This window comes from Streptomyces sp. NPDC057271 (assembly GCF_042668715.1).
Classification (GTDB): Bacteria; Actinomycetota; Actinomycetes; order Streptomycetales; family Streptomycetaceae; genus Streptomyces.
In genome coordinates this window covers 1-18,585 of the sequence record NZ_JBHUYJ010000093.1, presented here as the reverse complement: position 1 = coordinate 18,585, position 18,585 = coordinate 1, and the positions used below count along the sequence as shown (strand labels likewise).

Sequence of the window (18,585 nt, the reverse complement as noted above, 5' to 3'; positions counted from 1 at the left end):
GATCGCGACGGTCGGGACCACCCTCCGATGCGGGAACAGGCGAGTCAGCGCTCCTCGCGCAGACCCCACGGGGACCCGTACGCGCCGAGCAGGTCGAGGAACGGCCGGGGCGGCAGCGCCTCGGGCCCGAGGACTCCGCTTGCCTTCCACACACCGCCCGCGATCAGCTCCAGGGCGATCACCGGGTTGAGGGCGGTCTGCCAGACCACTGCCTGGGAGCCGTACTCACGCATCGTCCACTCGTTGTCGACCACGTGGTACAGGTACACCTCCCGCGCCGTGCCGTTCTTGGTTCCCTTGACCCAGGTGCCCGCGCAGGTCTTGCCCTTCATACGGTCACCCAGCGTGGCCGGGTCGGGCAGACAGGCGGCGACCACGTCGCGCGGGGAGACCCGGACCGGCCCGTCAGCGCCCTGGACGGTGACCTCGGCCGTGGAGTCGAGCCCCAGGTCGCGGAGGGTCTTCAGCTTGGCGATGAAGTCGTCGCCAAGCCCGTACTTGAACGTCACCCGTCGTGCGTCCACCCAGCGGGGCATGAGGAGGACCTCCTCGTGCTCGACGTTCACGCACTCCACCGGGCCGATGCCCTCGGGGAAGTCGAAGACCTCCGGCTCGCTGAAGGGCGCCGTGGTGAACCATCCACGGCCCTTCTCGTAGACGACGGGCGGGTTGAGGCACTCCTCGATGGTGGTCCAGATACTGAAGGAAGGCGCGAAGTCGTACCCCTCCACGGTGAGGTTCGCGCCGTCGCGGACCCCGATCTCCTCGATCTCGTCGAAGAGCTCGTCAGCCGCGTAGCGCGCGAACACGTCCGACAGGCCAGGCTCCACGCCCATGCCGACCAGGGCGAGGCGGTCGGCGTTCTGCCACGCCTCGGCCAGGGCGAACTGCTCGTCGCCCAGCTTGACCCCGCACTGTTCGTAGGGGGCGGTCGGGTGCGGAACGGACAGCGACATCGCCATGTCGACGTAGTGCACGCCGGCGGCGAGCGCCGCGTTGAACAGCGGCATCACGAACCGGGGGTCGGTCGCGTTCAGCAGCACGTCACAGCGTTCCTCGACGATGAGACGACGGACCGCTTCCTCGTCGGAGGCGTCCAGACGGCGCGCGCTGAACCGGTCCTCCTGGTCGTCGAGCGCGGCCACGGCGGCCTCCGCGCGGGCCGGGTCGTAGTCGGCCACGACCATGTGGGCCAGAAAGTCACGGCGGGCCGCGATACGGGTGACGGCGGTTCCGACGCCGCCCGCACCCACGAGAAGTACTCGCATGTCACACACCACTTTCGCTTGACGGTCCCGGCGAACACCGGGGCACAGTTCGATGCAACACGGTCCCGGCGGTTAAGGTCTACAGCGTTGGCATAACGAGCGGCGGGGCGGTGGAGTGATGCCGAAGAAAGTGGTTCCGGAGGCGGAGCGGCGCAGGCGACGGCCGACCCGGCAAGGCTCCGTGCTGTCGGAGAAGCTGATCGTGCAGACGGCGCTGCGGATGCTGCGCGAGCACGGGAGTGCCGGACTGACCGCACGCCGGCTCGGCGCCGCTCTCGGTGCCGACCCGAGCACGCTGTACAGGTACTTCGCGGGCCTGGACGGACTGACACGGGCCATCGGCGAAGAGCTGATGGGGCGCGCCCTGGACAGCTGGGCGGCCACCGGGAGCTGGCGTACCGACCTGCGTTCTCTGGGCCTGGCCATCCACGCCTCCTACCTCGCCCACCCCCAGGCCGCCCTGCTGACCGCCAGCCGCGTCACCGGCCGCCCCCGGGAGATCGAGGTGGACGAGACGATCCTCGGCATCCTGCGCGGCGCGGGCTTCGGCGAAGCGGACGCCGTCGGCGTGTACCACGCCTTCATCGACCTGGCTCTGGCCTTCGCCTCCCTGGACGCGGGTGCGCTGGCCATAAAGGACGAGGTCAGGGAGGCGGACGAGGACATGTGGAGCTCGACCTATGCCCAGCTGCCCGCCGAGACCCACCCACACATCGCCGCCACCGCACACCTGCTGGCAGACCGGATGAATCTCAGCGCCTATCCGGTCGTGCTGGACACGCTCCTGGACAGTGCGGAGGCTCGGCTGACCACCGTGCGGAACCGGTCGGGCTCGGCGTGAACCGGGAGGGCCGACGGCTCCGTCACGGTCGGCATCCGACGGCTCCCCCCACGTGCCGGATGCGGAAGTTCGAGCGCGACCGGGGCGGCCGGCGCAGCTGCCGAGGACACGGGCCGTCCGGCCGGGAGCGGCGTTTCGGAGTCGCAACCCGGCCGGCACTCGCCTCCGCCGTATGGCGGAGGCCCCGAGAAGGGCCCGGCTACAGGCTGAGCGCGTCCTCGGCGTTGTCCATCCATGCGGTGACCGAGTTGTCGTCGGAGACGTTGAGCCCGGGCGTCGAGGCCTTGAGCGGGACCTGGTTCAGGTCGGATTCGGTGTTCATGGTCATCGCGATCGAGGAGACCGTCCTGCTCTCGGCGTCCTTCAGGCCGCCCATGACGCCGGCGTAGGCGGACTGGCCCGGTGCGAGCCGGATGGCCTGCTCGATGCCGGGGGCCGTGCCACGCTCTGTCGCCTGCCCGTCCAGGTCGCCGAAGGTCACGACGGGGTGGCCGAGCACCCTGCAGGGCTTGCCGGACCTGTTGGTGACTTTCAGCAGGTAGCTGCTGGTCGTGGGCTCTGCGAGGCTCGCGGTGAACGTCACGTCGTAGGTGCTGCAGGGGAAGACGTCGAAGTCCGGATCGGCCGACGGCGACACCGGCTTGGCAGGCGCGGAGGGCTTGGCAGATACAGACGGCTTACCAGGCGCGGACGGCTCGGCAGGCAGCGACGGAGATGCCGGAGTCGCCGTCGGCACGTCGGTCCCGCCCGCGGCGCCGTCCTCGCTGGGGCCGCAGGCGGTCAGGGCCAGCGCGGACACGGCAACGACGGCGACGGCGACGGCGGCTCTGGTAACGGTACTCATGGCGTACTCCCCCGATGATGGCGCGAACGGTCCTCTGGTGGGCTCCAGATTCGCGCGCGTGCTTCACAGTTCGGTGACGGCGCCTTGCCGAATCCACCACGGTTCCTCCCGTAGGCCACGCCGGCCTCGCCCCCGCCGGCGCAGAGGCCGTCAGGCGCGGCAGCGGAGCATCTCGAACGCCGGATTGGCGCGGTAGTCCGCCCAGAACGCGTCGCCGTACGCGGCTACACCGGCGGGCGAGACCTCCGTCGGCACCCACTCGATCTCACTGAACCCCACCTTCGCCAGACACGCCTCGAACACCTCGCGCCGCGCCAAGCCGGAGGTGAACGTGATCGGCGCCCCCTCCAGCAACGCGGTGACCCGAACCCGCGGGCCGGTGCCCCCCTCCTCGCCCGTCAGCTCCGTGAGGAACCCGTACGCACGCGGTGACGGCCCGGAGAAGTCGTAATCCGGCGTCTGGTGAAGCATGAAGAACTCGCCACCACTCCTCAGACTCCCGTGTACCTTTCGGCACAGCAGCTCGAACTCGGCTTCTTTTTCCGCGTAGTTGAGGAGCATCACCGCGGTCGCCACATCGAACCGGTCCTGCACCGGTGCCAGATCGGCCACATCACCGACCTCGTAGCGCACACCCATCGGGGCCGCGTGCTCGATCGCTTCCGCGGCACGGATCATCTCCCCGGAGATATCGATGCCGAACACGTCCGCCGCACCGCGCCGCTTCAGCTCACGTGTGTAGAAACCGGTGCCACAAGCCAGATCGATGACCCTCTTCCCCGTGACATCCCCGACCATGCCGAGGAAGCTGGGTGCCTCCACATACCGGGCCAGCGGCAGAGTCTTGAACCCCTCGAAGGCCTCACCGATCTCGTCGTACATCTCCTGCGTGCTCATCGCACACTCCTCCCGTGATCGCGCCAGCGTCCCGGACAACGTCGGCAGTCTCTCCACGTTCGACAGCCGGCCCCTACTGGCAGAAGCCACAAAGAACGGCCAACTGGCCCGTTGGCCAGACGAATTAGGGTGCGCGCAGGACGGGGGGCGGCAGGATCTGGCAGAGCGCGTCCAGGGCGGCGGCGAACGCGTGGTCGGGCGGGGTCGCGTAGCCGACGACCAGGCCGTCGAAGAGTGCGGTCTCGGTGGCGGGGTGCCGGAAGCCGGAGAGGCCGTCGAGTGCGAGGCCGAGCCAGGTGGCGGCGTTCACGGTGGCGGTCTCGGTGCCAGGGGGCAGCCGCAGGACTGCGTGCAACCCCGCCGCGATTCCGGTGACTTCGATGTGCGGCGCACGCTCGGCGAGGGCGGCGACCAGCCGGTTCCGGCGGTCTCGGTAACGCTGGCGCATCTGCCGGACGTGCCGGTCGTAGGCGCCGGAGGTGATCAGGTCCGCGAAGGTGAGCTGATCCACCACGCTGGTCCAGCGCTCGCGCCGGCCCTTCGCCGTGAGGACCGGACCGACCAGATACTCCGGCAGAACCATCCAGCCCAGTCTCAGGGCGGGCGACACACTCTTGCTGGCCGACCCGACGTACAGGACGTGGTCGGGGTCCAGGGCCTGGACGGCGCCGACCGGTTCGCGGTCGTACCGGAACTCACCGTCGTAGTCGTCCTCGATCACCACACCGCCCCGAGCTCGCGCCCAGTCGACCGCCGCGTTGCGCCGGGCGGGATCGAGCGGTCCGCCGACGGGAAACTGGTGGGCCGGAGTGAGCAGCACCGACCGTACGCCCCGGCGCCCGTCCAGGTCCTCCGTTCTCGCTCCGAGCTCGTCCAGGCCGAGCGGTTCCGTGCGTACTCCGTCGGCCGCCAGAAGGGCGCGGTGGAACGGCAGGCCGTACGCCTCGACCGCAAGTGTCCCGCGCAGCACACCGCTGCCGCCGAACAGCAGCCTCAGCGCGTCGGAGAAGCCCGAGCACACCACGATCCTCTCGGGGCATGTACGTACGCCCCGTACACGGGCGAGGTATTCCGCGAGCGCGGTGCGCAGCTCGATCCGGCCCTGTGGATCGCCCGGCCCGAAGGCGTCGTGCGGGGCCGCCGTGAGCGCCCGGCGGGTCGAGGTCGACCATGCGTTTCGCGGGAACGAAGAGGCGTCCGGCTGCCCCTGCATCAGATTGTGTACGGGCGCCGCCGACCCCGTGGGCGGCTTCTTCGGTACGCGTACCGCCTTGGCGGGTGCGGCGCGCTCCGCGACTCGGGTGCCCGAACCCTGCCGGGCGGTCAGCCAGCCTTCGGCGACCAGTTCCGCGTACGCGTCGGCGGCCGTGTTCCGTGAGATGCCGAGGTCGGCCGCGAGCGACCGGTAGGGCGGCAGCCGTACGCCGGCGGCCAGTCGTCCTTCCTGGATGGCCTCGCGCAGAGCCCGGGCGAGTGCGGCCCGGCGCGAACCCGTTCCGGCCAGCTCAAGGTGCAGGTCAGCGCCGATGCGCTCGGCCAAATTGACCCAGGATCGCGCCACTTGAATGCACCTCTCGGGGGGTCTGTGGGTTTTCTAGGGTAGTGACCATGCAGAACGCCACCGCACCCCGAGTCAACTTCGCCGCTGCCGTGCCCAAGGCATTCAAGGCGCTCATCGGTTTCGACACCGCGGCCCGCGAGGACGTCGATCCGGCACTGGTCGAACTGATCCAGATCCGTTCGTCCCAGCTCAACGGCTGCGCCTACTGCCTCCACATGCACGTCAGCGACGCCCGCAAGGCGGGCGAGGACGACCTCCGTCTGCACATGGTCGCGCTCTGGCGCGAGGCCAGTCACTACTTCTCCCCCAAGGAACAGGCCGCGCTCGCACTCACCGAAGCGGTCACCCTGATATCCGCGGGCGGGGTCCCGGACGAGGTGTACGCCCAGGCCGCTGCCGAGTTCGACGACACCGAACTCGCGCACGTCCTCGCGGTCGTCTTCGCGATCAACACCTGGAACCGCATCGCCGTCAGCACCGGCAAGGTGGCGGGCACGGACGAACGCCGATAGCTCGGTTCTTCTGCGGCATGTCGCCGGACAACCCTCCGGACGTTCGAGCCCGCCCGACCACCCTGACGCCTACCGGCCCGAGCTCGTCACCGTGGCCCCACCGTGGAGTCGGCGGCCACGGTGACGCCGTGGTCCGCCGAACCAGGCTGCGCTGCGCGAGGTGGCGACCTACGGAATGGTCAGAGAGCACACGCGGCTGGTGGGGTCGAAGACACGCAGGTCTCTGATCATCTTCTTGGCAAGGAAGAGGTGGCCTCGCTGATCCGGGTGCAGGCCGTCGCCGAGCAGGTTCAGCGGTACCGTGCCGCCGTTCGTCGCGAGCCAGTGCGCGTGATGGTCGATGAGTACGACACCCAGCTCCGTCGCGACCTCCCGCATGATCTTGACGTAGTCGGCAAGGGCGGCGTGGTGCGGCCACCGGTTCAGGTCGACCGGATTGGGGGTCTGGAGCAGGGGTACGGCCCCGCCGGGCAGTGCGCGGACGTTCGCCACGAGCCTGCGCAGGTTGGCCCGGTACACGTCGCGTCCGGTGGAGGCGGTGGCGGCGTCGTTCGTTCCCAGCATGATCGACACGACCTTGGGCTGGAACGCGGAGACCCGTTCGGCGAATTTCGCCACCAGGTCGTTGGTGGTGCTTGCGCTGACACCGGTGTCGATGACGAAGTCGCTGTGCTTCGGCTTGCCGAGTTCCCAGCGCAGTCGCTCCTGGAAGTGCTCGGAGTAGCTGCGCCAGCCGTTGGTCCACCGCGCGCCATGGGTGATGCTGTCCCCCGTGGTCAGCCAGACGGCCGACGTACTCGAGTTGAGGATCGAGGAGATCGTGCCGAACTCGACGAGGTCGAGGCGCACACTCACCGCGGCCACCTCCCGCGCGGACAGGACGCGGTCGTAGATGGCGACGCGCTTGATGGTGCCGGTGTAGAATCCTCCGCCGCCGGGATGCCCGCTGTCGACATTCCGCGCGATGTTGAGCGCGGTGAGGCCGGTTGCGCCCGCGAAGAAGTTCGTCTGACCCGTGGTGAGGACGCGGCGCCCGTCGGCGTAGAAGGTGGTCCCGCCGCCGGTGACGGTGATTGCAACGGTATGGAACGTGCCGTCGTCGTACATGGTGCGCGTGAGGTGGTTCTGTTTGACGACTCCGTTGTCACGCACGGAGAACTGCAGCCTGCCGGCATTGACACGCAGGGCGACGTCTGTCGCCGGCCTCGCCGGGTCCGAGGCACTGACCAGCGTCATCGCCGGGTTGTGGCTCGTCGTGCCGAAGGTGACCAGGATCGTGCCCGTGGTGAGCCCCCGTACCTTCGTGATCTCCGTGGACAGGTCGGTGTACGACTGCCCGTCATAGGCCCTCTCGACCCGGTGGTCCACCACGGGCGGCATCGGTGAAGCCGCGAAGGCCCGCCTGAACGGCGTGGTCAGCGGGGCGGCCAGGGCTCCCGCGGTGAAGAGGACGGATCGTCTGCGCACAGGGACTCCTCTACGGTCGGAGGGACGCTCGCACGCTTCCCGTATGTGGCGGAGTCCGACGCGGTTCGGTGGAGCGCGTCGGCACCGTGCCGTGTCGGACCTTGGGATGATGGGGTGCGCCGAGCGCTTGCCTCGGTGAAGACTGCCGCGCGGCGACGCGGGACCCGACTCTCCCGCGCAACCGCAGGAGGACGCTACGGCAGTCGGGGGTGTGCCGGACGGCGAGCGGACGTCACGTAGGCGTACGGCATGCGGAGAGAAGGGGACGGCCTCGGGCCTCAGGTACTGCTGCCGTCGAGGTCCGGCGTCCACCCGAAGAGTGACGGTCCGACGCGGGCTTCGAAGTGAGGCCGTACCGACGTGTCACCTTCGCGTGCGAGGGCATGGCAGCTGTGCGGAGAAACGGGCAGAACGGGCGTTACGCAGGCCCGCCACCTGATCGGCGGATCGTGCCCGGTGGCGCGATCGGTGGCGCGCCGGAGCCCACAAGAGCTTGCCGTCGACGATGCGAGGGGTGGGTGCAGCGGCCAGTGAATGTCAGGGCTGTACCCGCCGGGATACTTGACCGATACAGGCGACAGTCACGGAAATATCCGAACCGGTAACTGGGCTCGGCCGGCGTTCCGACGTGTCCGGCGGGGCGGCACAGTGTGCGTCCCCGGCCCACACCGGACCGGAACCCACACCGCTCTCGCCAGCCTGTTTCTGCTGCTGAGGCGCCGTTCTCGAGGAGACATCACACATGTCCGCCGCTTCGACCGCCCGCCGTACCGCCGCCACCGCCCTCGCGGCCGGCGCCATGGTCTCTCTCGCCGCCCTGCCGGCCGCCGCCCACGACGACCACCGCCACCGTCAGTCGCGGGTGGGGATCAGCCGGGTCCAGGCCGACAGTCCCGGACGCGACAATCGCACCAACCGGTCGCTGAACGGCGAGTGGGTCGAGATCACCAACAACTCCCGCCACGCGGTGAACCTGGACGGCTGGACACTGCGCGACAGCGACGGCAACCGCTACCGCTTCGACGACTACCGCCTCGGCGGCCGCGCCACCGTGCGCATCCACACCGGCCATGGCCGTGACACCCGCACCGACCTCTACCAGGACCGCCGCGACCACGTCTGGGACAACCGCGACAAGGCCACCCTCCGTGACGACCACGGCCGCACCGTCGACACCGAGTCCTGGGGCGGCCGCCACCACCGCTGACCCGACGAACCGGCACCCTGGTCTCCGCTCGTCCACGGGACGGCCAGGCCGGCCGGGGCAGTCAGCCGTCGTGAACCGCGTGCGCCGGGCAGCCTGAGCTGCCCGGCGCACGCATGAGGCGGACAGGCGGCACCAGGAGGGGGTCGCGGTGGCGGCCTCGCAAACGCCTCAGGTCCGGAGCATGGCGTTCAGAAGTCCGTTCACCGGACGGACAGCACACTGGGCGGGCAGTGCGCAGGGCGGGCGCTGGCATATGCCCATGTTCTCGGTGCACGCCCCTGTCGCAGGCCGGGCTGCCGGTGGCAATGTGTCCGTACGCGGTCCTCGTACACCAACCCCGGAGGGGGATCGCGCCCCTGGTTCCGCCTGCCGTCCGGCGGGCGGAACCACGCCGCCCCTTCCCGGCTCCCCACGGGAAGGGTCCAGGCGTGCGCCTGGATTGTCAGACCCTCCTCGTAGCGTCGTGAACGAGGGCCGGAGCATGCCGGCCACCGGAAGCACCGGAGCAGGTCATGGGCGAGATCAGTGTCGACAGACAGCACCTGGACCACCTGCTGGCAGACAGCGCCAGCCCGTACGGCACCCCCTATCAGGAGGCCTTCGCCGCTCTCGCCACGTCGCACCGCGGCCGCCCGGCGGCGGAGATCCTGCCACTGCTCCGTGCGGCTGCCGACGAGGCCCTCCTCGGCTTCACGCCGGCCGATCTCCGCGAGCAGGCCGAGGCCATCAGCTCCGGCGCGCCGTACACCCTGAGAGTCATCGTGACCGGGTGACGAGCGGCTGCGACGGACGGGGCCGCACCTCGTCCGCGACCGGCGGCCGGAGTCCGTGATCCGCAGGCGCTAGCTGAAGTCGACGAACCGCGAGTAGTGCCCCTGGAAGGCCACGGTGACGACACCGGTCGGTCCTTGACGGTGCTTGGCGATGATCAGGTCGGCCTCCCCCGCGCGCGGTGTGTCCCTTACGTAGGCGTCCTCCCGGTGCAGAAGGACCACCAGGTCGGCGTTGTTCTCGTACGTGCCGGATTCACGCAGGTCAGCGAGGGTGGGCATCGTGGGGGTGGGCGTCTCATGTGTCGGGTTGAGCTGAGAGACGGCGATCACCGGCACGTCGAGCTCGGTGGCCAGGAGCTTGAGCCGGAGGGCGATCTCGGAGTTCTCCTCGAAGCGCGAGTCCATCGGCCGCAGGTCGTAGGTGAGCAGGTGCACGGCGTCGATGACGATGAGACGGATGCCGTTCCTGGCGTGGAGCCGCCGGGCGTGTGCGCACAGTTCCGTGAGGGACGAGTTGGCGCCGTCCTGGATGTAGAGGGGCGCGGCGGACACGTCCGGCATGCGCCGCGCCAGTCGGGTCCAGTCCTCGTCGTCCATGGTTCCGGAGCGCATACGGTTCAGGGCGACACGGCATTCGGCCGACAGCAGCCGCATCACCACCTCGTTCCGACTCTGTTCGAGCGTGAAGAGGACTGACGGAAGTCCCTGGCCGATCGAGACGGACCGCAGGATGTCCTGGGCGAGGGCGGACTTCCCCATGGCGGTGGCGCCGGCGAGAACGATCAGCTGCCCGGGATGCAGACCGCCCGTCAGCATGTCGAGATCCTTGAAGCCTGTCAGCAGACCGGTGCGGCCCGACGAGCCGATCGCCTCGATCTGGTCAAGGGCCCCCTCCAGGACGTCTCCGAGGGGGAACGCCGCGGGCGGAAGGTCGCCAACCGCTGCGTCCTCGCTGGTCTGAGGGTTGTCAGGGGTTGTTCCGGACAACCGCTCCCCCGCCCCGGGAACGTCCTCGTCGACGGCTTCACCGGGAACGACTCTCTCACTGGCCTGGCCGGGAATGACCCTGCCACCGATGCGCCTCTCCGTGTCGTCCCACCAGCCGATGTCCTCGGCCGCCTCCTGAACGGCCTCGTGCTCGCGGTCGAGCACATCGCGAGCCTTGCGGAGCGCAGCGTCGACCTGGTCGAGAGCGTCGTCGTCAGCGGCATCCGCCGGAGCGGGGAGCACGACCTCCGTGCCACCCGAGAGCGGCCCCTCGTCCTTCGCCTCCCGACGCAGTTCCCGCAACTCCTCCTCCAGATCGATGATCTGGCGGGCCGCGAGATCGGCGACCTGTTGCGCCTTGTCCCGCTCGGCCTCGGCGCGCGCCAGCTGCAGACGGAGGTCCTCCGTCTGTTTCCGGGCACGTTCCAGACGGCCGGAGGTCGTACGGACCTCGACCGGTTCGGGATCGGCCGAGGCCCGCATCGCGTCCAACCGCCGCGTGAGCTGGGCAACCTGGGCCTGCGCCTGCCCGAGCAGGGCGAACAGCACGGTGGCCACCTGCAGCGCCTGCACCCGCGCCTGCTCGCTGACCTCGAACGCCTGGCGTACCCGGTTGAGATCCTCCAGCGCCGCGATCGTTCCCTTCTGGGCCTCGACAAGGTCGTACGCGGCATGGGTCGCGGTAGCAGTCGGGGCGGTGCCCGCCGCCTCCCACAGCGGCCGGATCACCTCCAACCGGTCGGCTGCGTGCTCCCCGCTCTCGTACGGGAAGCACACGTCGGCCACGGCTTCGGCGAGCTCCCACGTCAGCCGCACGCCGTTGAGCTGCTCGCGTAAACGCCACATCGCGGGTACGTCCCCGCCGAAGTGTTCCGGTGTCAGGAGCCGGTGCAGCCTGGTGACCGACGCGTTCGACGCGTCGAGCCAGTCGCGCAGGATGTGGACGAGGTCGTTGATCTCCTTGCACGATCCGCGTGCCGCCGCCCACGGACGCCCCGGCCGCTTCGAAGTCCCCACGTCGGCCCCTCCTCAGCGAGTTGTCCGTCGAACAACCCCTCGTTGTCCTGGAAACAACATCCAACCGGTTCATCCGCGCAGGTGGGAGGTGGATCGTCGATTCCGGGCGGTCCGAAGGCAGATCGCCCTCCACCACACCGACCTGGAGGGATCCGTGAACCTCACCCACACCGCGATGCTGGCCCTGTCGATCGCCCTGGGCGTGATCCTCTCGCTGCTGGCAGCAGGCGCGGCGTTCGCTGTGGCGCGCTGGGGCGGCAGCCCGGTTCCCGCGTGCGTCGCCGCATCCGGCAAGGCGTTCGCGACGTCCTTGATGGTGTTCAGCGCCGTCCTCGCCGTCGTGGTCACCTTCGCCACGTAGTCGGCGTACAGAGGTTGGGAGAGAACCCCCGTTGTGGACCTCGGCGCGGACTCGCGAGGTGGCCGGGCAACCGGCACGTTCCACGGAGGAAGGTTCTCGACTCGGCAGGCCGGGGCGACGACCGGGACGCCGGGCGCCCACCTCGGTGCCTAGCGTCAGGGGACGCCCAGGAGCTGTCCGCCTTCGCACGGAGCTTGCGGGAATACACCTGGTGCGGGATTGGCTGGACCGTGCGTCGGCGGGGAGTCGGTCGCCACGCGGCAGAACCGTGGAGACAGTCCCGACGGCGGTTGTCGGACAGCGTTCACATGGGATTCGGTGGTGCCGGATCCCAGGGAAGGGTATTCATGCCACTCGAAGGCGTATACGAGCCCAGTCCGTCGCAGTGGGTGCGGAACCAGGTCGAGCTGTACGAGTCGTCAGGTGGTACGAAGGGAACGACGATGCGGGGCCTGCCCGTCGTCCTGGTGACGAACGTCGGCGCGAAGAGCGGCAAGATCCGCAAGACGCCGCTGATGCGGGTGGAACACGACGGGGCCTACGCGCTCGTCGCGTCGAACGGCGGGGCGGTGAAGCATCCGGTCTGGTTCCACAACCTGGTCGCCTCTCCTCACGTCGAACTGCGCGACGGCCAGGATGTCTGGGACATGAAGGCCCGCCTGGTCACCGGCGAGGAGCGGCAAGCGTGGTGGGAGCGGGCGGTCGCCGCCTTCCCCGACTACGCGGACTATCAGCGCAAGACCGATCGGGAGATTCCCGTCTTCGTCGTCGAGAAGACCGACTGACCGGGCACGAGGTTCGCGCGCACGTAGGTCGGAGGCGGATACGGCCTCTGCGACCGTCTCCCCCGGCTCGCCCGGCGCCCCCAGGACACGCGTCCTGGGGGCGCGTCGGCGTGCGTGACGTGGCGATCCGTCCCCTCGAAGCGCCGGCCTGACGGTGGCCCCGGCCAGGATGGCCGGTGCCCTCGTCAGGCACCCGGTGAAGCGTTCACCCTGACGGCAGACACGGCGTCCCGTGACCCGCCCCTGTCATGATCGTTACCCGCAGTGGCTGCGTCCTCCGTCCCTGAGTCCTGGGCGCGCGTACGACTTCAGGCCGCGACGGTGAGGAACGACGAGTGGGTGGCTGGATCAGTGTCGGTCTGGGGGCTGCGGCGGCCCTGTGCCCGCTGCCGCAGCACGGCGATGTCACCGTCGTCATGAGCCACGACCTCACCGGCCATCGCCTGGTGGTGTGTGCCCCGGACGTCGGCGTCGACATGGGTTACGGCGATGAGGCGCCCGAACCCCAGCGGCCCACCTGCACACCGCCTGCCTCTCCACCGCCTGTGGTGCGGCCGGCTCCATCACCTCCGTCCCCGTCCGCCCCGGAGCCCGCACCGGCGCCGGCGCCGCACAAGACGCCCGGACCCGTGCTCTCGGCTCCACCGGAGGTGACCGTGGTGCGCCCCGCACCGGCGCCGCCCGCTCCCGGTGCGGAGCCGACACCGCCGGCAGACCCCGTGCCGAGCACAGCCCCGGCCCCTGCGTCGTCGCGACCGGCTGAGGCACCCCAGGCCTTCCGCTGGGTGCCGCGTTCGCACTACACCGGCGGTCCGTCGCGTCCGGCTCCCGCCAGGATCTCGATGACCATGTCCACGGTCGTGGTCACCCTTCCGGGCGTGCTGGCCGCAGCCGCTCTCCGGCCGGGGTCCCGTCGCCGCGGCCGTGGCTGACCGTCGTCTCCCCGACGGGTCGCCGGATCCGTGGCCGCCCGGCCCACCGCGTCGGCCCGCCCTTCGTCCACATCGCTTCACTCGTCATGGAGTTGTCCTATGCCGGAATGGCTCGTCTACACCCTGGCCTCTGTCGTGGTCTGCGTTCTCGTCGTCACAGCGACCGTCGTACGGCACCGGCGCGTAGCAGTCGACGAGGACACCTCCGAGACCCCGGACGTGCTGGAGTACATGGTCATGATGGTCGGCGTCGTCTACGCCATCGTGCTCGGTCTGGCGATCGCCGGCGTGTGGGAGGCGCGTAGTGCGGCCGAGGACACCGTCCAGCGCGAGGCTCAGGCGCTGTACGAGATCGACCAACGCCTGGACGTGTACCCGGCCGCCTTCCGGACGCAGATCAAGACGCACATCGACGCCTACGCCCGGCATGCCGTCACCGCCGAGTGGCCGGCCCTGAAGGACGGCACGCCCGTCGACGACACCGGCGCCGAGCTGTTGGGCCGCATCCGTAGCGACATCGCCCACCGCACGCCGGCCGACGAACTCCAGGCTCAGGCCTATCAGCCGCTCCTGGACCAGGTGGCGGCCGCGGACGACGCCCGTCACCAGCGGCTGGACACCTCCGGTACGACGCTGCCCGCCGCGCTCTGGTTCGGCCTCGTCGCCGGCGCCATGGTCACGCTCGGCCTGCTCTACACCCTGCAGATCCGCCGTTCCGCACGCGAACTGCTGCTTGCCACCACCTTCAGCGCTCTGGTGGTCTTCCTGCTCTTCCTCGTCTGGAGTTTCGACGCGCCCCTCGGCCACTCCGGAACAGACTCGGCCCAGCCCCTGAGCGACCTGATCACCACCGCAGCCTGAGTGTCACCGGCTGGTCCGCGGGCTGTACGGCTGGAGGAGTTGGTCGACGGGTGCGTAGTCGTCGGTGAGCCGTCGGGCATCGCCGATCCAGGAGGTGAGACCCGCGCCTGTGGCGATCTTCCAGCCGGTCTCCCGGGCGTCCAGCGCTTCCTGGGTCGCACGTAGGTCGATGGGTCGGTCGGAGGCGAGCACCACCAGATTGCCGCCCTTGGAGGTGGCGGTCGGGTCGAGGCCGATGTCGGCGGGTTCGCCGACGAGGGCGACGTGGTCGAAGGTCGCGCTGAGCGTGGCCACTTCGGCACGGGCGAAGGCGAGACTTCCGTGATCGATGAGGTTTGCCACATACAGGCCGTCTTCGTCGAGTACCCGCCGTACGTCAGTCATCGCCTCCACGGTGGTGAGGTGCCACGGGACGCTGACGCCACCGAAGGCGTCGCCGACGACGAGGTCACGACTGGCATCGTCCAGTCGTCGCAGGCCGAGCCTCCCGTCCTCGACGCGTACGTCGATGCCCCCTTGTGTGGTCAGGCCCAGTCGGCCTCGGTCGATGTGCACGACCCCGCTGTCGATCTCGGACACGAGACTGCGCGTTCCGGGCCGGGTGGCTGCGAGGTAGCGGGGAAAGGTGAGCCCACCGCCGCCCACGTGGTGGGCGGAGAGTGGTTCACCCGCGGGAAAGGCCGCATCGACCACCGCCGCGATGGCGCGCACGTACGTGAACTCCAGGAACGTCGGGTCGTCGACGTCGACGTACGAGTGCCGCACACCGTCCAGAACGAGTGTGCGGCCGCTGTCCCGGTCGGGGTCCGCGACGACCCGTGCACAGTGGTACCGGGTCTCCGTGTCACAGGCGCCGGGCGCGACCAAGGCGGCAAGGCCCCCGCCCACGACCACGAGCGTCAGGGCCGCCGTGCCGCGCCACCGGCGCGTTCGCAGCTCGACCAGCGCCGAGGCGGCGACCAGCAGCGTTCCCAGACCGATCAGGATGCCGCTGACCGGCAGTCGCGAGATGAGGACGAAGCCGGTGAGGACCGATCCGACGATGGCGCCGAAGGTACCGACGCCGGACAGTCGGCCGACGACCGTCCCGGTCTCGGCGAGACTGGTCAGACGCAGCTTGGTCACGATCGGCGTCACCGCGGAGAGCAGCGCGCCAGGCAGCAGGATGGTCAGCGACGCGATCAACAGGAGCAGCTCCGGGGCCCACTCGGCCGTGGTGCGCAGCACGGCCGGGGTGAGTGCGACAACCGCTCCCGACAGCCCGAGCGCGGGGCCGATGAGCCGGCTTGGATCGACCTGGTCGGCGACACGACCTCCCAGCCAGGAGCCGGCAGCGATCGCGGTGAGGGCGATGCCGATCACCAACGTGCTGGTCTCGAGGGTGAGGCCGAGGTAGGGAGCCAGCAACCGCAGAGCGACGATCTCCACCACCAGGACCGCCGCCGACGACCCGAACACGAGCAGGGCGGCGGTCCAAGGGCCCAGGCCGTGGGGACGAGACGTGCCGTCGACGACAGGTGCGGAGGACAATCCGGTCACGGGCGACATCCTTGCTTGCGGCTCATCGGAAGCATGACGACCTTCCCGCTCCTCGGCTCACGAAACGACGGATCCCGGAGCGACGACCGGGACGGCCGACGAGGTGGACAGCCCGGTCACCCCTCGTCGTGCACAACGGAACCATGGTCCCGAAGCAAGCGCCGAGGATTCCCGGAACCCGGCGACTTCACTCTCCCGTGGCAGGGAAGCGCTGCCGCCCGTCGAGCCTCTGGCCGCCGTAGGCGCCCGCCATGTCGGCCAGGCTCGGCGGAGCCGGATCCGGGCCGGTCCCTACCGGCATCGCACGACCCACGTGACCATTCGGGCAGGTAGTCGCGGGTGAGCCAGAGCCGGTCCTGCCATCCGGGCTCGTCCGTGTCGACGCGACCGCGTCGGTGGACGGGTCGCCGACCGGTTCCGCGCCTTCCCGCAGCCCGAAGCCCAGCCGGAGACAGGCCGGCGCCTCCCGCGGCCGAGCCACGTCGGACACCGGACAGGCCTGGTGCCCGCCCGCGGTCCGCGCCGACGGGCGAACGAGCACGGTCTGGTCGTCGTGATGCAACGTGCGGACGCTCACCCCGGGCGGTTCGACCACGCGACCCACGGTCCCGTGGTCCTCCACGGCACCGACCAGGCAGCCCGACGCCACGTGCGGCTCCGGACATGGGGGCATGTCAGGATCGGGGGATGACGGAAACGAAGATCATCGCGGCGTGTGACGGTGCATCGAAGGGAAATCCGGGGCCTGCGGCCTGGGCGTGGGTCGTCGCTGGGGCGGACGGCGAGGTCGGCCGCTGGGAGGCGGGCCCCCTGGGCAGGGCGACCAACAACGTGGCCGAGCTGACCGCGTTGCTCAGGCTCCTGGAACACCTCGACCCGGGTGTGCCGGCGGAGGTGCGGATGGACTCGCAGTACGCGATGAAGGCGGTCACGACCTGGCTTCCGGGCTGGCGCCGCAAGGGCTGGAGGACCTCGGCCGGTACCCCGGTCGCCAACAAGGACCTCGTGGTCCGCATCGACGAGCTGCTCGCCGACCGGCGCGTCGACTTCGTGTACACCCCCGCGCACCAGGTGGACGGCGACCGCCTCAACGACGCCGCGGACCGTGCGGCAAGCCACTCGGCCCGTACCCAGCAGCCGGTCGGATCGGCCGCGGGGTCGCCTCTGCCGCCGCCGGAGGCCGCTCCGCAGGGCGGGGCGAAGCGCGGCGGGTCGACGGCCCGCAAGCGCCCGGGAGGCTCCTCGGGCGACCGGTCCTCGGGCGCGCGCTCTTCGGGCGACCGGTCCTCGGGCGCGCGCTCTTCGGGCGAGCGGTCCTCGGGCGTTTCGCTCAAGGCACGGTTCCCCGGCCGCTGCCGCTGTGGGACGCCGTACGCCAAGGGCGAGACGATCGCCAAGAACCCCGACGGCTGGGGCCACCCCGGCTGCGTCACCCCGGAGGGCGGATCCGCGTAGGGAGCGGGTGTGGCGGGCTCGTGGGTCCGTGCGGGATCCAAGATCGATTGTCAGTGGTGGGTGAGACGGTGGAGCCATCGATTCGGAGAGAACGAGGGGGAGCCCGTCATGTCCGGAAGCCAGAACTACATCAACCACGTCGCCCTGGTGCTGGATGCCAGTTCGTCCATGTCGCACCTGCGCGGCAAGGTCGTCGAGGTCGCCGACCAGCAGATCGCCTATCTCGCCCGCCGGTCGAGGGAGCTCGAGCAGGAGACCCGTGTCACGGTGTACGTCTTCGCCGACAAGGTGGAGTGCGTCATCTACGACAAGGACGTGCTGCGGATGCCGTCCCTGAAGCAGCTGTACCGGGTCGGCGGGATGACGGCTCTGCTGGCGGCCGCGCTGAAGTCGCAGCGGGAGCTCGCGCAGACGGCTCAGCTGTACGGCGACCACAGCTTCCTGACGTTCGTGCTCACCGACGGCCAGGAGAACGCGAGCCATCGCTGCCCTGACACCCCTTCGAAGAGCCCGCGTGAGCTGGTGGACGCCGTGGCCGAGATGATCAGGGCGCAGGAGGACAACTGGACGCTGGCCGTCCTTGTGCCGGACCAGATGGGCAAGCGCGAGGCGATGCAGGGCGGTTTCCCGAAGGACAACATCGCGATCTGGGACGCGACGAGCACGCAGGGGCTGGAGGAGGCCGGACAGGTCATCCGGCAGGCCACCGAGAAGTTCATGGTGGGCCGGGCCCAGGGCATCCGGGGATCGCGGGCGGTGTTCTCCACGGGTGCGGAGGCCGTGAACAAGGAGACCGTCAAGGCCGCCGGACTCGTCCCGGTGGACCCGTCGGGGTACCAGCTGATCCCGGTCGCTCGTGACGCGGGGATACGGGACTGGGTCGTCGAATGCGGGCACACGTACCGCACCGGTGGCGCGTTCTACCAGCTGAGCAAGTCGGAGAAGGTCCAGGCGCAGAAGAAGATCGCGGTACTGGAGAAGAAGACGGACCGGGTGTACACCGGGCCCGAGGCGCGAGCGCTGCTCGGGCTGCCGGACGTCGAGGTGCGCGTCAGGCCGGACCACAACGACGACTTCACGATCTTCGTGCAGAGCACCAGCGTGAACCGGAAGCTCGTGGCGAACACGCGGCTTCTGCTGATGCTCTGACCTGGTGGCAGCCATCTGGGGTCATCGCCCTGAGCGCGCGCGGCCGCGGAGGCGGGGGCGCGGTGTCGGCGGTGCGGCGCGGCGTCGCCGGTGCGGCGCGGCGTCGCCGGTGCGGCGCGGCGTCGCCGG

At 70.0% G+C, this 18,585-nt stretch carries 17 protein-coding genes and 1 pseudogene; 9 read left to right on the top strand and 9 right to left on the bottom strand.

Annotated features, from left to right (window positions below; translation table 11 throughout):
- Nucleotides 1-44: 44 nt before the first annotated feature.
- On the bottom strand, nt 45-1,268 hold the full coding sequence (locus ACFUJR_RS30725) for a saccharopine dehydrogenase family protein (protein ID WP_383175889.1): 1,224 nt from the start codon (nt 1,266-1,268) through the stop codon (nt 45-47).
- A 118-nt stretch (nt 1,269-1,386) separates the two neighbouring features.
- Between ACFUJR_RS30725 and ACFUJR_RS30720 the strand changes: the two genes are divergently transcribed.
- Nucleotides 1,387-2,109: a TetR/AcrR family transcriptional regulator gene (locus tag ACFUJR_RS30720; RefSeq protein WP_383175892.1), complete on the top strand. Its 723-nt coding sequence runs from the start codon at nt 1,387-1,389 to the stop codon at nt 2,107-2,109.
- Nucleotides 2,110-2,308: 199 nt separating this feature from the next.
- On the opposite strand, the gene ACFUJR_RS30715 is transcribed toward ACFUJR_RS30720, so the two are convergent.
- From ACFUJR_RS30715 to ACFUJR_RS30705, 3 genes are all read right to left on the bottom strand, one after another.
- Complete coding sequence (locus tag ACFUJR_RS30715; protein ID WP_383175895.1) at nt 2,309-2,953, bottom strand: DUF4232 domain-containing protein; 645 nt, start codon at nt 2,951-2,953, stop codon at nt 2,309-2,311.
- Nucleotides 2,954-3,103: 150 nt separating this feature from the next.
- Nucleotides 3,104-3,907 carry a class I SAM-dependent methyltransferase gene (locus ACFUJR_RS30710; RefSeq protein ID WP_383175898.1) on the bottom strand — a complete coding sequence of 268 codons (804 nt, stop codon included), beginning with the start codon at nt 3,905-3,907 and terminating at the stop codon, nt 3,104-3,106.
- Between the two features lie 67 nt (nt 3,908-3,974).
- Nucleotides 3,975-5,411, bottom strand: coding sequence for a PLP-dependent aminotransferase family protein (locus ACFUJR_RS30705; protein WP_383175901.1), 1,437 nt, complete (start codon nt 5,409-5,411; stop codon nt 3,975-3,977).
- A gap of 47 nt (nt 5,412-5,458) precedes the next feature.
- Here ACFUJR_RS30705 and ACFUJR_RS30700 point away from each other — a divergent pair, with 47 nt between their 5' ends.
- Nucleotides 5,459-5,923 (top strand): carboxymuconolactone decarboxylase family protein, encoded by a 465-nt coding sequence (locus tag ACFUJR_RS30700; protein WP_383175904.1) that lies wholly within the window; start codon nt 5,459-5,461, stop codon nt 5,921-5,923.
- Nucleotides 5,924-6,091: 168 nt separating this feature from the next.
- On the opposite strand, the gene ACFUJR_RS30695 is transcribed toward ACFUJR_RS30700, so the two are convergent.
- Nucleotides 6,092-7,390, bottom strand: a complete 1,299-nt coding sequence (locus ACFUJR_RS30695) for a GDSL-type esterase/lipase family protein (protein ID WP_383175907.1) — start codon at nt 7,388-7,390, stop codon at nt 6,092-6,094.
- A 742-nt stretch (nt 7,391-8,132) separates the two neighbouring features.
- Between ACFUJR_RS30695 and ACFUJR_RS30690 the strand changes: the two genes are divergently transcribed.
- Together ACFUJR_RS30690 and ACFUJR_RS30685 are read left to right on the top strand one after the other, a co-directional pair.
- Nucleotides 8,133-8,597, top strand: coding sequence for a lamin tail domain-containing protein (locus ACFUJR_RS30690; RefSeq protein WP_383175910.1), 465 nt, complete (start codon nt 8,133-8,135; stop codon nt 8,595-8,597).
- 512 nt (nt 8,598-9,109) lie between these two features.
- Nucleotides 9,110-9,370, top strand: a complete 261-nt coding sequence (locus tag ACFUJR_RS30685; protein WP_383181478.1) for a hypothetical protein — start codon at nt 9,110-9,112, stop codon at nt 9,368-9,370.
- A gap of 69 nt (nt 9,371-9,439) precedes the next feature.
- On the opposite strand, the gene ACFUJR_RS30680 is transcribed toward ACFUJR_RS30685, so the two are convergent.
- Nucleotides 9,440-11,374 (bottom strand): DnaB-like helicase C-terminal domain-containing protein, encoded by a 1,935-nt coding sequence (locus ACFUJR_RS30680; protein WP_383181475.1) that lies wholly within the window; start codon nt 11,372-11,374, stop codon nt 9,440-9,442.
- Nucleotides 11,375-11,462: 88 nt separating this feature from the next.
- On the opposite strand from ACFUJR_RS30680, the gene ACFUJR_RS30675 reads away from it, so the two are divergent.
- Together ACFUJR_RS30675 and ACFUJR_RS30670 are read left to right on the top strand one after the other, a co-directional pair.
- Nucleotides 11,463-11,735 carry a hypothetical protein gene (locus ACFUJR_RS30675; protein ID WP_383181472.1) on the top strand — a complete coding sequence of 91 codons (273 nt, stop codon included), beginning with the start codon at nt 11,463-11,465 and terminating at the stop codon, nt 11,733-11,735.
- Nucleotides 11,736-12,082: 347 nt separating this feature from the next.
- Nucleotides 12,083-12,520 (top strand): nitroreductase family deazaflavin-dependent oxidoreductase, encoded by a 438-nt coding sequence (locus ACFUJR_RS30670; protein ID WP_383175139.1) that lies wholly within the window; start codon nt 12,083-12,085, stop codon nt 12,518-12,520.
- Nucleotides 12,521-12,828: 308 nt separating this feature from the next.
- Here ACFUJR_RS30670 and ACFUJR_RS30665 read toward each other — a convergent pair whose 3' ends face one another.
- Entirely contained in the window at nt 12,829-12,960 is a 132-nt protein-coding gene (locus ACFUJR_RS30665; protein ID WP_383450945.1) for a hypothetical protein, read from the bottom strand.
- Between the two features lie 591 nt (nt 12,961-13,551).
- On the opposite strand from ACFUJR_RS30665, the gene ACFUJR_RS30660 reads away from it, so the two are divergent.
- A complete protein-coding gene (locus ACFUJR_RS30660; RefSeq protein ID WP_383175136.1) occupies nt 13,552-14,313 on the top strand; it encodes a hypothetical protein in 762 nt (253 codons plus the stop codon).
- A gap of 3 nt (nt 14,314-14,316) precedes the next feature.
- Here the strand turns inward: ACFUJR_RS30660 and ACFUJR_RS30655 are convergent, their stop codons facing one another.
- Nucleotides 14,317-15,861, bottom strand: coding sequence for a fused MFS/spermidine synthase (locus ACFUJR_RS30655; protein WP_383175133.1), 1,545 nt, complete (start codon nt 15,859-15,861; stop codon nt 14,317-14,319).
- 364 nt (nt 15,862-16,225) lie between these two features.
- Nucleotides 16,226-16,456 (bottom strand): annotated as a pseudogene (locus ACFUJR_RS30650) (MerR family transcriptional regulator); the annotation flags it as partial.
- An 83-nt stretch (nt 16,457-16,539) separates the two neighbouring features.
- On the opposite strand from ACFUJR_RS30650, the gene ACFUJR_RS30645 reads away from it, so the two are divergent.
- Together ACFUJR_RS30645 and ACFUJR_RS30640 are read left to right on the top strand one after the other, a co-directional pair.
- Nucleotides 16,540-17,307 (top strand): ribonuclease H, encoded by a 768-nt coding sequence (locus ACFUJR_RS30645; RefSeq protein WP_383175130.1) that lies wholly within the window; start codon nt 16,540-16,542, stop codon nt 17,305-17,307.
- A gap of 108 nt (nt 17,308-17,415) precedes the next feature.
- Nucleotides 17,416-18,456 (top strand): vWA domain-containing protein, encoded by a 1,041-nt coding sequence (locus ACFUJR_RS30640; protein ID WP_383175127.1) that lies wholly within the window; start codon nt 17,416-17,418, stop codon nt 18,454-18,456.
- The last annotated feature ends 129 nt before the right edge of the window (nt 18,457-18,585 follow it).